The 14,448-nt window shown below is 54.3% G+C and carries 11 protein-coding genes; 1 reads left to right on the top strand and 10 read right to left on the bottom strand.

Annotated elements, in window-relative coordinates; translation table 11 throughout:
* Nucleotides 1-46 precede the first annotated feature (46 nt).
* From VQ071_RS17815 to VQ071_RS17775, 9 genes are all read right to left on the bottom strand, one after another.
* Complete coding sequence (locus tag VQ071_RS17815; protein ID WP_340515459.1) at nt 47-1,372, bottom strand: alpha-L-fucosidase; 1,326 nt, start codon at nt 1,370-1,372, stop codon at nt 47-49.
* 94 nt (nt 1,373-1,466) lie between these two features.
* Nucleotides 1,467-3,164, bottom strand: a complete 1,698-nt coding sequence (locus VQ071_RS17810) for an extracellular solute-binding protein (protein ID WP_340515458.1) — start codon at nt 3,162-3,164, stop codon at nt 1,467-1,469.
* A 172-nt stretch (nt 3,165-3,336) separates the two neighbouring features.
* Nucleotides 3,337-4,233: a carbohydrate ABC transporter permease gene (locus tag VQ071_RS17805; protein WP_340515457.1), complete on the bottom strand. Its 897-nt coding sequence runs from the start codon at nt 4,231-4,233 to the stop codon at nt 3,337-3,339.
* A 19-nt stretch (nt 4,234-4,252) separates the two neighbouring features.
* On the bottom strand, nt 4,253-5,260 hold the full coding sequence (locus tag VQ071_RS17800) for an ABC transporter permease (RefSeq protein ID WP_340515456.1): 1,008 nt from the start codon (nt 5,258-5,260) through the stop codon (nt 4,253-4,255).
* A 537-nt stretch (nt 5,261-5,797) separates the two neighbouring features.
* A complete protein-coding gene (locus VQ071_RS17795) occupies nt 5,798-8,140 on the bottom strand; it encodes a helix-turn-helix domain-containing protein (RefSeq protein WP_340515455.1) in 2,343 nt (780 codons plus the stop codon).
* 508 nt (nt 8,141-8,648) lie between these two features.
* Nucleotides 8,649-9,050, bottom strand: coding sequence for a retropepsin-like aspartic protease (locus VQ071_RS17790; protein WP_340515454.1), 402 nt, complete (start codon nt 9,048-9,050; stop codon nt 8,649-8,651).
* The gene (locus VQ071_RS17785; RefSeq protein ID WP_340515453.1) at nt 9,047-9,304 is read right to left on the bottom strand and encodes a hypothetical protein; all 258 of its coding nucleotides are present in this window, start codon (nt 9,302-9,304) and stop codon (nt 9,047-9,049) included. Before VQ071_RS17785 ends, VQ071_RS17790 begins: the two co-directional genes overlap by 4 nt.
* A 458-nt stretch (nt 9,305-9,762) precedes the next feature.
* Nucleotides 9,763-10,299 carry a cyclophilin-like fold protein gene (locus VQ071_RS17780; protein WP_340515452.1) on the bottom strand — a complete coding sequence of 179 codons (537 nt, stop codon included), beginning with the start codon at nt 10,297-10,299 and terminating at the stop codon, nt 9,763-9,765.
* Nucleotides 10,300-10,323: 24 nt separating this feature from the next.
* The gene (locus VQ071_RS17775; RefSeq protein ID WP_340515451.1) at nt 10,324-10,680 is read right to left on the bottom strand and encodes a hypothetical protein; all 357 of its coding nucleotides are present in this window, start codon (nt 10,678-10,680) and stop codon (nt 10,324-10,326) included.
* 143 nt (nt 10,681-10,823) lie between these two features.
* On the opposite strand from VQ071_RS17775, the gene VQ071_RS17770 reads away from it, so the two are divergent.
* Nucleotides 10,824-11,318, top strand: a complete 495-nt coding sequence (locus VQ071_RS17770; protein ID WP_340515449.1) for a hypothetical protein — start codon at nt 10,824-10,826, stop codon at nt 11,316-11,318.
* A gap of 326 nt (nt 11,319-11,644) precedes the next feature.
* On the opposite strand, the gene VQ071_RS17765 is transcribed toward VQ071_RS17770, so the two are convergent.
* Nucleotides 11,645-14,437 (bottom strand): alpha-mannosidase, encoded by a 2,793-nt coding sequence (locus VQ071_RS17765; RefSeq protein WP_340515448.1) that lies wholly within the window; start codon nt 14,435-14,437, stop codon nt 11,645-11,647.
* Between the last annotated feature and the right edge of the window lie 11 nt (nt 14,438-14,448).

The raw sequence follows: 14,448 nt of genomic DNA, 5'->3' as shown, positions 1-14,448 counted from the left end.
CATTATTCCTCCTTGAAAGGTCGTATCCTTCAAGCTCAGGAACCGCTTATTTTATTTGGAACGTGTAAGCAGGCCGGGAGAACCCGTCACCGGCGGCTTCCGCGATGTCAGGCAGCGCGATCAGCAGCTTGCCGCCCTCCTTGCGCGCTGAGAGCGAAGCTCCGCCGGGCCAGCCGAGCAGCTCCACCGTCGGCTCATCCGGCAAGCCGTCCGCCTCCAGCGCCAGCTCGCGGCCGGGCCAACGCAGACAGATCGCGTATACCGCGTCGCCCTTCGCCGTGAATCGCACGTTGTCGCCCTCGGCGCTCCGCCTCCAGCGCGTTGTGCCGTAGATGGCTTCTCCATTCGCGGCAAGCCAATCGCCGATCTGCCGCAGCCGCTCCTCCATAATGACCGGGATGCGGCCGTCTGCCGTCGGTCCGACATTCAGCATCAGATTGCCGCCCCGGCTCACGGTGTCGATAAGCAGGTGGATGACCTCGCGCTCCGTCATGTAATCGTCGAGTGTCTCATTGCGGTTGTAGCCGAACGATGTGCCGATTCCGCGGCATTCCTCCCACTTGCGCTCCCGGCTCATCGTTAGCACCTGGCCTTCCGGCCCGTACCCGACCTCGCCGTATTCGGTCGTGAAGTATCCGCCGTGCCAGCCGCGCGTTTCCTGGCCCCAGCGGTCGTTCACCACGATCTCCCCCGAGACGGACGACGACTCGAACAGCCACGTCAGAAAATCCCGGCTGGCCCATACCTCGCTGCTGTGCTCCCACTCGCCGTCGGTGAACAGGAGGGAAGGCTTGTAAGCCTCGACCAGTTCCTTCATTTGCGGGATCATCACCGTGCGCGCATACTCCCCTGGCGAGCGCAAATACAGCGGGTTATGCCATTCGAGCAAGGAATAGTACGCGCCCATCTGCAGTCCCGTCTTCCGCACCGCCTGCGACAGCTCCCCGTACAGATCGCGGCCCGGACCGACGTCCTTGCTGTTCCAGTTCCAGCGGTATTCGCTCGGCCACAGGCAGAAGGCGTCGTGATGCTTGGCCGTCAGCACGACGTATTTCGCGCCGGCCCGGCGGAACAACTCCGCCCACCGGTCGGGATCGAACAGCTCGGCCTTGAACCCGGCGACGAAATCTTCGTACTTGACCTTGTCGCCGTACACGCGGCGGTGGAACGCTTCGTACTGACTGCCGCCGCGGTGCACGGCGCTGCCGTACCATTCCGCGTACGCTTCGCCGGACACGTCCACGCTGTCCCGCTTCGGCCCCCACGCCGGAACCGAGTAGATGCCCCAATGTATAAAAATGCCGAATTTTGCTTCGTCGAACCAGGCCGGAATCGGCCGCTCGTCAATACTTTCCCATGAACCCTTGACCATATGATGCTCCCGTCCCTTCGCAATGCGGACGAGCGGGACACGACTGACGCCGGAACGCGCCGGTGGTCCCGCCTATCCGCTTGTCTGCTTGTTGTTATTTACCTTTATATTGCCGATCGTAAGCCTTCTGGGTCAGCTCCGTCAGCCGGTCGTAGCCGATCTTGGACAGGGTGGCCAGATACGAATCCCAATCCTTGTCGACGTCGAGATTGCCGGTAACGAACTTCGCCACACTTTCGTCCAAGTACTTGATGACGGCGTTGTTCAACTCCTCGTACTCCACCGCATCCTCCTCCGGCATCATGAAGCTGTTGGGCATGACCTGCGCGGGGCCCTTGCCGTCGTATTTGTTCTTGGTTTCGTCGTAAAGGATTTTTTCCTGATTCCATACTCCCGGCGTTACCGCTTGCGAATTGCGCCAATCAGACGTCATGAACGCGTTCAGGCCGTCGCCCCAGGTAAAGTTGTTAGGCTCCTGACCGCTCTTGAGCACCTTGTACTTGGCCGGCTTGCCATCGAGTCCGACCTCGCCTGCCTCAGCCTTGACCCAGACGTCACCTTCGGGTCCGAACACGTTGTAGTCGCCTTCTAAATACAGCTGGTAGATCGCGTCCGCGAACCGCATCGCCAGATCCGGGTTTTTCGCTTGCTTCGTAATGACGAAGTTGCCGACGCCCATACCGAAGGCGTACTCTTTGGCGAATGCGACGCCCTTCGGCCCTTTAAGCGGCGCGAGCGCCACATAGTCGTCCTTCACCGGATTGCTGTCGCTCGAATCGACGAATGCCAGCGTTCCTCCGGCTACGGCGCCTACGCGATTGCCTTCGCGGGTTAAGCCCGTTAATATTTTCAGCTTGTTGTCGTCCTGAAGGAGGAACTCGGGATCGATCAAACCTTCCTTGTACAGCTTGTTCAGGTAGCGCAGCCCCTCGCGCCATTCCGGCTGCGTCGGCGCCTGTACGATTTTGTCGTTCTGCAGCATGAGCCGGTTGCCCGCACCGTTATAGATGAACGAATTCATCAGGAAGAAGTCGATGCCGCCTTGCCAGGAAGCTCGGGTAAGGGGGATTTCATCCTTTTTCCCATTACGGTTCGGATCCTGCTCCTTGAACGCCTTGAGCACCTGGTAGAACTCTTCCGTCGTCGTCGGCATGGACAGGTGAAGATTGTCGAGCCAGGTTTTGTTGATCCACATCTTATGGCTGTACGTGCAGTGATAGCATTCATTGATGGCAGGAAGTCCGTAAATTTTGCCGTCCGGGGCGGTAATCGTGCTCTGGATCAGCGGATTGTACGCGAACACCTGCTTCGTCGCATAGCCGTACTTGTCGATCAGATCGTTCAGCGGAAGGAACAGACCTTGTCCGCCGTAGGCGATCTGCTGCGCATTGCTGACTCCCCAAGACATGATGACATCGGGCAGGTCGGTCTGGCTGGCCAGCAGCAGGTTCAGCTTGTTTGCATGATCCTCCATGTTCGCCCGCACCCACTCGACATGGACATTCGTTTTCTTCTCAAAATACTTCGTGAACCAGTTGTCATCCAGATCGCCGATCCAGCTCGGCGGGTCCGCCCATACTTTCAGCGTCTCCTTCTCCTTGACAAGCGGGAATGTGCCCGGCTCCGTCAGGTTGGAATCCGCTGCCGTCTGGGTACCTGCAGCCGATGACGGTGCAGTGCCCGAAGATTTTGTCCCCGCGGCCTCGTGGTTTCCGTTGTCCTTGCTGCAGGCTGCCAGCAGCACCGTTGCTCCCAGCAGCACGGCAAGCCCCGCTTTTGCGAATTTGACCATGTGTCGCCCCTCCAGAATGGAATGTGTATCGTGCCGACTTCTCCGTGATCCCGCAACGTATCCCGTCCGGGCGCCTGGCTTCTCCATTTCCGTATCCCGATCGCAACCGATCGTGCCGGACAGCGAAAGCCGCCGAGCGACAAGCATCCCCCCTCTCCCGAGCGCCGCGCGCTCAGCCTTTGATCGAACCGATCATGATCCCTTTGACAAAATACCGCTGAACGAACGGATACAGCAGAATCACCGGCAGGCTCGAGACGACGATGAGCGCGTATTTGAGCTGTTCCCGCAGGTTAGCCCGTTCGGCAAGGGCGGCGGTATTGAGCGTCGCCGTCATGCTGGGATCGACTTGATTCTGGATTAGAATCGAGCGAAGGAGCATCTGAAGCGGCATTTTGTCGTTGGACTTCAGGAAGATCAGCGCACTCTGAATGTTGTTCCAGTAGCCAATCGCATAGAACAGCGCATTCACCGCCAGAATCGCACCCGAGAGAGGCAGCACGACGCTTCGCACGAACGAGAAATCGCTGCAGCCGTCGATTTTCGCCGCTTCGAGCAGTTCTTTGGGAATGCCGGTCTGGAAAAAGGTGCGCGTGATGATCAGATTGTAGATGGCCAAAGCCGACGGCAGGATGATCGCCATCCGATTGTCGTAAAGACCCAGTTGGTTTACCAGCAGGTAAGTCGGAATGAGCCCGCCGCTGAAAAACATCGTAAACGTAAACAGCAGCATCAGTGGCGTTCCTGCGCGAAAATCGGGCCTCGACAGCGGGTAGGCGGCGAGCACCGTAAGCGCCAGGCTGATCAGCGTACCGACGACGGTGTAGTACAGCGTGTTGGCGAAGCCTTGCCAGATGCCGCCGTAGTGGAAAACGGCGCGATATCCGGCAACGCTGACGTCGACCGGCCACAGCCATACCTTGCCGGAAGTGACGGCCGAAGGCGCGCTGAACGACGAACTGACGATGTAGAGCAGCGGGTACAGCGTGACGATCAGGACGAGCAGCAGCAGCGCGTCGATCACCGCCGTGAACCTTCGGTCGCCGCGTGTAGCATACAAGTTTCTCATGGGCGTGTTGGCTCCTTCTTTACCATAGACTGGTTTGGTTGACCCGGCGCGAGATGCGGTTGGCGAGCAGCAGCAGCACCAGATTGATCATCGTGTTGAACAGTCCGATGGCGGCCGCGTACGAGTAGTTGGGCAGGGAAGAAGCGAGCCCGGTTTTGTACACGTAGGTGGAGATGACCTCCGAACGATCCAGGTTGAGCGAGTTTTGCATCAGATAGATTTTGTCGAAAAAGCCGAGGTTCATCACTTGCCCGATCGCGAGGATAAAGGTGATGGAGACGGTCGGCATAATGCCGGGCAGGTCGATGTGCAGCATGCGCCGCAGCTTGGACGCGCCGTCGACGACGGCCGCCTCGTATAACTCCTGGTCGATGCCGGCGAGCGCGGCGATGTAGATGATCGCGTTGAACCCGGCTCCCTGCCAGATGTTCGACCACGTATAGATGCTGCTGAACCATTCCGGCTTGGTCATGAACAGGATCGGCTCGCCGCCGAAAAAGCGGATGATATTGTTGACGATGCCGTAGTCCTGTACCGAAAGGAACTGGATGAGCATGCCGACGACGACCGTGATCGAGATGAAGTACGGGGCGAATGTCGACATTTGCACGAAGCGGCGAAAGCGCCGGCGGTTCGTGTTGTTCAACAGCAGCGCCAGCAGCACGTAGAGCGGGAAGCCGGCGAGCAGCGTGTAGAAGCACACCTCAAACGTGTTCGCCAGCACCTGCATCGAGTCGTAGCTGTGGAAAAACTTTTTGAAGTATTTCAGCCCGACCCACGGGCTGCCGGATATGCCGTCCACAGCGCGGAAGCTGCGGAATGCGATCTGCACGCCGTACATCGGGACGTACATGAAGATGATCAGCCAGGCCAGCGGGGGCAGCATCATCAGGTAGAGCTGGTAGTTGTTGCGCGCTTCTTTGCGAAGGCTGCGGGCGCTGTACCAGCGACGGTCGGGCTGCGACGCCGGCGCGGTTGCCGCCGATACGTCGAGTTCGGTGGTGCGGGCGGATGCGGAGTTGTTCATGTGCTTACCTCCTTGAAGTGAGATGATCGATCGTCGGGAATGCAGGAAGGCGGCGACGCAGCCGTTTTCTTGTAACCGCTTGCAATCGATGGAACGGTTCAAACTTATCACGGCAGAGGAAGGCCCGATAGTGGAACATCGCCGGATTGGCATGAACGATTCCTGTGGGGAGAGGGGGGAATGTTTCCGGTGGAGTGACCGATTCGTCCGTATTCCGAGAATTCGGCTCGCCGTCGACGCTCAAGCACATGCTGCGCCAGACCGTGCTGCATGCGGACGAGACGACATGTATTATGTCTGGGGAGGTGATTCCATAGGCAAGAACAAGAGTCATCCATGACGGATTCCGGACAGCCTGGCGCTATGACATCGCCATGCCGTACCTGAATCAAGTACACCGTTACACGACGGTCATCTTCATCCGGACGAGCATTTTGGACTTTTGAAGTTTTCCTAAAAGTTTAGTTATAGATAAAGTTATACCCGATCTATGAGAGGCCTATGCGCATGCGCATAGGCCTCCTCGATTTCTGCCAACTACCGTTTAATCTGCTGCTGCCGGTACACGGACGGGCTGATCCCGTAATGGCGCTTGAACGCTTTGTAGAAGGTATTCGGCGTAGCATAACCGCTCAGGCGGGAGATATCTTGCACCGGGACCGCCGGGTCGTCTAACAGTTGCGCGGCCCGGTCCATTCTCAGACGTTCGAGATATTGCGTGAAGCTTTCGCCAATTTGCTCCTTGAATAGCTGCGAAACATATTTCTCCTTGATGCCGAGCTCGGTGGCGAGCGTCGTCAACGACAGATCGTCCCGATCGAAGCGATCGTGCATAATAGTGAGAATTTTTTCCCTCCAATGATCCTTCTGGCCAGGCAGGCGCTCCTGCGCTATCGCGGACAGCGCGGCAAACAGAGTCTCCGCGCGCTCGAACAGCGGGTCCGCCGACCGATGGCCGATCAGGTCGTCCATCATCGGCTCCAGCTCCTCCGCTTGCGAAGGGTCGGCGGCGCCGACCGCTTTGCGCAGCTTTACCGCCGTTCCGCGCATCTCAAACGCCAATTGAGCGATCATCTCCGGGTCCAGCTTCGTCTCGCCGGAGTTGCGCTCGCGAAGCTCGTCGACAATGCGCCGCACCTCGTTCTCGTCTCCCGCCTTGACCAGGTTCATCAGCCGGGTTTCTACGTCCGTCGGATAATAATAGATGTCCTGCTCCTGCCGGATATCGCCGTAGAAGGCAAGCGTACTCTGCCCGGAAGAAGGCTTACCGCTCTGCTCCGACGCCTCCAGCGCTTGCAGCGCTTCGTCGAACGAGTTGCGGATGCGGATCAGATGCTCGCAAGGCTTGCCGACGCCGACCGCGAGTCCGACTCCTTCACCGAGCGATTCAGCAAGCGCTTCCAAGGCATGCTCCGCCGCGGTTTCAAGCTCGTGCCGAAAAGCTTGAACGTCCCCCTCGTTCATCCCGATCAACAGCACGGACCTGCGCTCGTCGAGAGGGTAGATTTTCAGGCTTGCCGGCAGCAGTCCGGAGAATTTCTCCTGCACGATCAGCTTGGCCAGATCGAGCCGCTGCAGCAAGTCCGGCGTGAGCGTCGTCGCTTCCGCGCCGGAAATGCCGATGACCGCGGCCACGAACCGGTCCCCCTCCAGATCGAGATCGAGATAAGCCCGCATCGCTTCGATGTCCGGCTCTTTGGTGAAGCCGCCGCGCAGCAACCGCTCGAGGAACGTCGCCTTGACGATGTCGACTTGGCGGTTCAGGTCACGCTTCAGGTTGGCCCGCTCGGCGATCAACTCGGTGATCGTGCCGTCCAGGTAATCCCAAGCGGACCTCAGCGGCGCGTTCGCTGCCGACTCGCCGAAGCCCGAGCGCAACTTGCGCAGCAAATTCATGATCGGTCTGCTGCTCGTATACGAGAAAGCAACCGCGATCAGCAAGCCGGCGATGACAGTGACGATCATCGTGTATACATACATCCGCTTGATATACGCGACGCTGTCGGCGATAACTGATTGGGGAATGGCGGCCACATACTGCCATCCGTTCGCTCCAGGTGTCGTGCGCATGACGATCATTCGGACGCCGTCGATCGTTTTTTCCTCGTACCCTCTGCCGCTCGCAGGCACAGCCTCGCGAAGCTGCTCCGGCGAAGGGTTGCCGAATCCTGTCACGATGCTGCCGTCGGACTTCGCGATATAGGCCCAGCCTTCGCCCGGAGGAACCGCTCCCGCGAGCATGGCTTGCACTTCGCGGGCGTCCAGCAGCACGACGACGGCACCCTTGTACGTGTTGAGCGCCCCGATCGGGATCGACTGGACATAGGTGATGACCCGCGAGCGGGTCCCGTTCGCCATGACGGACGATTCGGGAAAATAAGCGGCATAGCGGTAATCCTCAAGCATCGACTGCCGCCACTGCTCGTAGGTCAAATCACCGAATTGCAGCAATTTTCCGTAGAAGGACGCCACGTCGGCGGTCGGATGGAAGGACGAGATGAACGCCCCCTTGTTCAGATACACAAAAGCCTCGCGAACGAGCCGATTGCCGATTTTATAGTTGGCCAAATTGTCTGAAAGCGCCTTCATTCCGTAGTATTGTTCGCCCTCATACGGCCATTGCGCGCTCATCAGACTGCCGACGCGGGCGTCGAGCGCAATTTGCGTGGCGATGCTCTCTACCTCGTTCAGCCTTGTCTCGATCAACGCCATGCTGCGCTCCAGCCTGACGATTCCCGACTCGATCGCTTCGCTCTTCGACAGCTCATACGAGCGATTGTACACATATCCCCCGATGCACGAAATGACGATAAGTAAGATAATGTAGTGGATGATGAAGCGCGTGAACACCGCACGGATGCTGGGCACCCTTCGAACCATGCGGCTTCTCCCCCTCTCGCCCCGATTCAGACCTTAACTTTATCACGCGCTCCGGCAAAGCTGAAGTGGATTTTTTCCGGTCTGCCGTGACGGAGTCCCGCGGACGGCACTTTTTGCGACGGTGAAGTGCCAGATAAAGTAGAACAAACAAAATCAAACCCCAAAGATATCGTCCTCCCGAATGAAGGGCGATATCCTTGGGGTTATCTTGTTATTGGAGAAAGTGCGACCCCTTGAAGCTGGACAACGTATGGTCTTCTGTTAATCCATAGACGGCTCTAACGGCATTATTCATATACTTGACTTTCTGACTACTCTGAGACAGGATACGTTCGTTATAATCGTAAGAGATGCTTAGACCAAGTTTTTCGATCTGTCGAAACATTACATTCGAAAATAGCACAACACCCTTTTGGGACAGCCCCTTTCGTTTATCCGAAATGATAAAAATGAAATGGATGCCATGCCACTTCCGGTGTAACACCGCTGTCTATAAGGAAACCAGTATTCAAACTTCCTCATTGCCTGCAGCGTATATCCGTAACCGATTCAAATCAATGATGAATTTCCCCGGAATCAATATATCCAAACCGATCAGACCATTAATCTCGGAATATTCCCCGATTCGTCCAAAATCAATTCGAACATCTTTCATTTGAAATGAATGAAACTTCACCTGATCGATCATCCTGCGAACGGAAGCTTCCCTGCCCCCGATTCCTGTCATAAAGCGAATCTGGTCCTCGGGTTCGCAGTCATTAAATAACGCCTCTACAGCATCAATCGAAAGGATGGATTCTGCTGCCCCTGTATCAACAACCACTTCAGGAATGATTATTGTTTTGCCATGATGCTTGATGGTAATGCTTGATGGTAATGCTTGAAAACAACAGTCCGTTGATATAATCAAGATTCATGTGTTGACGTTCTCCTGATCAAGGGCTTGTCCCGAACTTCCACGACGATTGCTTCGTTTGATGTATGATAAACAAAACGTTCATTTTTTGCGGTAAATAATTCTTTCCATGCTGCTTTCGGATCTGGAATGGGCTTAATGACCGCCACTTCTTCTACATGGAGCTTATTATCTTCGTAATGAGATTTCAATTCTTCCACCAATACAAATTGATCAGGAAAAAGATCCCTCACTTCCGACCATAACATAGCTACCACCCCTTCGGCATCATTATCTTTATTTTATTATCCTTCATATACGCTTAAAACAATAATGTGTGACACATCAGTTCAACCTTCAATTTCATTTCAAGTACATTTCCGAGCATTCGGCGGTCGGACATAGTGGACATAATAGAGACTCCTTTGTAAGATATACCCTTGAATTCATACCATGCTATCACTTATGTGCAGCGGATGCAGTCGGAATTCCGCCGCGCTTTTTAACATTCGCTCTCCAATATCAAAACAAGTCGTTTAGTCTACTTTTTCATTAGTTACCGTAAACTCCTCACCCACAGCTTGAAGTTTGCTCGCAAACGCTTCTGGATCGGACTCGATCGCTTGCAAGTCAGGTACAGCCAACGCAATAAAAATCTATTTGTTAAAGGCAATATGTTTAAAGAAACAGGGGGGAAATCATTTCATCTCCTCGTATGCAATGTCTTTCAGGGAACTGATTCTATCGTAATCGTGCCCTCCTCTATCGACTGAATATGCTCGCTGCCGGATACCGCCTGCCCCAACTCGTATAAACTGCCATTGGGACTAAAGTCATCGTAAAACAGAATGACATCGCCCCAGGGGGCATAATACGCCAGGACACCAAAACCGCCGCCGGCCTGAGGCGCATCGCTAATGTCCAGCGGTTGCGGCGGGTAAAAGATTTTTTCGTTGCTGCTATAGTTTTCAATCTTCAAGGACAGAGGCAATTGCGCATAGAGATTTTGGGCGGCTGTCGAGTCGTTAAGCTGAAAGGTGACAACATGCTCGCCTGCGATAATCTGAATCCTCTTACCCGATGTTTGATCTTCTGTTGGAGTTGGTTCTGCTGAGGATGACGGTTTAGTCGAAGCGGTTGTCTCATTATTTTTTGTTGAACTTGGCACCACGGTTGGCGCCACGGTCGATTCGGATTCCTTATTGCAACCGACAATCGTGATTAAAGGGAATGCGAGCAGCATTGCAGCAACTGTTTTTTTCATTACTGTCCTCCTCAATTAAGACAGTTACTGTGAAGCTGGGGCCCGCTTTTTAACCAGCAATACGTAAGAGATTACAGCCAATACACTGGTCATAAAAATCGTAATTCCAAAAGGTACTGCGGAATTTTCCCCGGCAAGTCCAACGAGCGGAGAAGTGACAGCCCCCAGTGCAAATTGTAGCGAGCCTAATATAGCGGCAGCGCTCCCTGCAATATGTCCTTGCGATTCCATCGCCAGCGTAAAGGAAATCGGACCGATAATGCCGATCGATGCCGCAAACATGAAGATGGCCAGAAACAAAGCAAAGAACGGTCCATGCGACAAAACAACAATGAGGATGACGGTGGTCGTGACAAAAGCGAGCAGCAGCCCGATTAACAATTCTCCGATCCACCTTAGCCACCATCTATCCCACCAAATCTTCTATAAGTTAATTAACAAGTTTAGATGTTCGGTATCGTTTTGTAATCGACATCAGCACAATGGATAATGAATAAACGGTTAAGATTACCTCCGCGCAGGTGATGAATGAAATTCTGAATATCCTGACAAATAAAAAAGGCTCCGATCTGCAAAAATATGCAGAACAGAAACCTATTGTTGATGAAGGTGGTGCGGTCGAGAGGACTCGAACCTCCACGGTATTGCTACCACTGGAACCTGAATCCAGCGCACTAAAGGGAACCCAACGGAAATCATATCCCTTTAGAGGAACCAGTAACCGAGAAAATCCTATAAAACCAAGGGATTTCGGCGTTTCCCCATCGCCTTCCCCTGGTGCCACAAGGCATCTCGGGAAATCATCGAAAGCGGCCAAAATTGGACGTTTGAGAGAACTCGGAGTGAAAGCCACTCGAAGCAGCCCTGCTCCACTGCCATCGTCAAATTTCAGAGGAGCAACATCTTGCAATCGTTTTACAGGTCAACCCTGCGGTATTATGGGGCATTTCACCGATTTGACCCTTGAAATCTGGAGCACTACACGAAATCATCCACAACCGCCGAAAGCTTTGTCATGACTGGCCTCGCAGCGGTTTGTTCATCTGCAGACTGTCGAGGCCGAGACCTCATACGTTTTGAGTAGCTGATTAAAAAACCGCTCGCTTCCATACACGAATCAATATCCGGCTATAGTCTCGATCATCTGAAGAATGCACAGAGTGCAGGATGATAAACAGCCAAACCTGTAAGATTATCAGCTATTAAACAACCCACCGCTTCCCTTTTGCTTTTGGTCTCTTCTAATAAACCGCAATCTAAAGAGTCAATGTGCTTCATTTCCGCATCGACGAGCTTGCGGCCCCAGCATGCCTTCTCCAAGCGAAATTATCCTCACTTTATTCTGCTATCCGAAACGCAAGAGCAACGTCACAATCCGCTTAGGTCCCACCCTCAGGACAACCCTGCCGTTCTCAATTGAAGACGAATCCTGTATGTGTTCCAAAGGCTGCTCGTTCAGGCCGACAAGCTGAGCTGCCGCAATGCTCTGCGCGAACTTCAACATACCTGTCGTCTCGGTATCCTCAGGATTGAACAGACGGACGATCACGGCATCTTTCAGGTCTTCCGCCTGCTTCAGCGCAGAGAGAATCAATCTTCCCTCCACTTCTAAGTAGCTCCTCGAAGCTGACAAATCGGACTGCCTGCGATGCGGCGTCTCGTACATGAAGCGTCCCGGTTGTCGCACCGCAGAGCGGATGCCGCCGTTAAAGCGTTGCAAGTCCATCCATCGTTCTGAAGCAGACGCTTCGTGACTTGCAAATGGACGAATGGCATATTCGAAAACCAAGTCGCCCAGAAGTTGTCCTCCGTCACCGCCATCTGTCAATACTTCGTTGCGAGTACTGCGGAAGAGTGTCAGCGCAATCGTATGGTTCGCTTCTCTCATGGCCATCTCGTACAGTCCTTTGCTGTATACGGCAATACCTTGGCCTTCGTCCTCCACGGCAATGATACCATTATGCGGAGCAACTCCCGAATCGTTCTCGAGATGCGTTGAATAGTCCGGTGGCGAAACCAGCCTGCTCACCAGATCGAAGGGCGTACTCGTCTGGTAATATTCCGCCCCAAGACCAGTCGGCAGAAGCACCCGAAGCCTGTGATCACGAGCCGTATTTCCCACAGTAGTCGTGACGCGTAGCAGCGGATCTCCTTTTCGCAACTCCAGAATGGTGTCAATCGTGATCTCCGTTTTTTCTTCGCTGCGACGGGTTTGATCTGCGTCTATCCTCGCCGGCACCGTGAGTCGCAAACAAATCCGGATCCGTGTCAGCATCGGCCCGTCGCATAGTACGGATAGGGTTGCCGCGCTTATAGCGGACCGAACGACCTCATTGCTGATAGGAGCGATATGCTTCCATCCGTCGCCGATATCAGCTTCGTCCTCGAAGAGCAGTAAACTCGGGAACTCCCTGCCTGTCTGTTGGTCTGTAAGATCAAAAGTTCCATTCTCCCGGATGGTCACCCGAATTCGTCCGTTATCCCAGACATTCGCCGCGACCTGCATGCTTCCCCTGCTGCGGACCGGTGCCTGCCAAGAAGAAGAAGCATAATCCCCGTCCTTCGGCATGTCGATCGTATATGGCTGGACAGTATAGGTCCGGTAGCCACATGGAGGCAGATCGGTCATCAGGGCTACCGTGAAACGGTCGACCTGACGGCCATGTGGAATATCCCGGTACGGGCGCCATTTTTCCGTAGCGTTCCGCTGTAAACGAATGGTCTGGTAAGGTACTTCGCAGCCCGCATCGTCAAACAGACGAAAGCTTGTACCTCCAAGCAAAGGCAGGGTAACCGCAGCGTCCGTACCGACGGGCAACGGAATGTCCAGCGTAACGACCCCCCGTTCCGCAACCTGGGAAGGATTAAAGACAATAATGCTTAGCTTGCCCCCAATATGATCTGCGGAAATATGACCAGCAATGAAAGCGAGCTGTTCCTCAATCATTCGTTCCGCGATCAGACGACTTTGATCGAACCGATACAGCATGTCTCGATGCACCTGATCGATTGAGCATCCGCAGATGGAATCGTGAGGGTGATTCTGCAACAGATATTCCCACGCTTTATCCAGGAAGCCTTGCGGATATTCCCGTCCCTCGATCGCCGCAAACACGCCCCAAGGCTCAGCCCACTGTTCCAGCAGCTTCTCGCCTTGTTGATTACGCTGCTTAAGATAAATACGGGAAGAAAGTACATTGGCCAGAACGAAATTGTTGACCCCATTATAGCCAGCTTTCCGCTGTTCCCCGCGAAACACGGGCAACAAACCGCTTGTCGATCCGCTGACGGCTGAACGAAGCTTGCCCAAGTAATCCTCCAAATGCGTATGTTCAAACCGAACGCCCGTTAATTCCGCAGCCTGATTCAACTGCTCCAGCATCCATGGCAGCTGAGGTTCAATTTCACCATGATCAACTCCGTCCAGCCCGAGCAATACGCCTGTGATTGAGCGCCTCTGCTTGTAGTCGAGCATAGTTCGCGCACGTGCGATTAATTCCTCGGACTCGTACTGGAAGTCCCGATCGACGAACGGCCAGCGGAAAAAGAAATAAAAGTCGCTATAGGAACGATCCTCGTCAAGTTTTAAACCGAGTACACGACTGCCGTCCGCTGCCTCCCAAATAATCTCGAACGGATCTCCGTCTCCATGGAAACCGCGAAACAACACTGCGTTGTCTATTCCGAATCCATGTAAAATTTGAGGGAATTGGCTGTTATGGCCGAAAACATCGGGGATGTATCCCGATTTTACAGCCTCCGTCCCCCACGCACGGGCCATCCGAAAACCTCGCATCAAGTTGCGTATGAGCGATTCCCCGCTTACCAGAAACTCGTCCGGCATCACGTACCAGGGACCAACCTGTATTCTTCCGGCCACGATCAGCGCCATCAGCCGATCTCGACGATCGGGTCGGATCTCCAGGTAATCTTCCACCATAATCGTCTGCCCATCTAGGAAAAAATAGCGGTAGCGCGGTTCCTTCTCCATCGTATCGATCAATTCGTCCATCATGTAGACTAGCCTTGCACGGTAGCCTTGAAAATCCTGATACCATTCCCTGTCCCAATGCGTATGAGAGACGACATTGACGGTATGCAGCGATTTCGCTCCTGTTCTGTCTTTTCCGTTGTCCAATCTGCTCGTCC

The organism is Cohnella sp. 56, assembly GCF_037963805.1.
GTDB lineage: Bacteria > Bacillota > Bacilli > Paenibacillales > Paenibacillaceae > Cohnella.
This window is presented reverse-complemented; position numbering and strand designations above follow the sequence as displayed.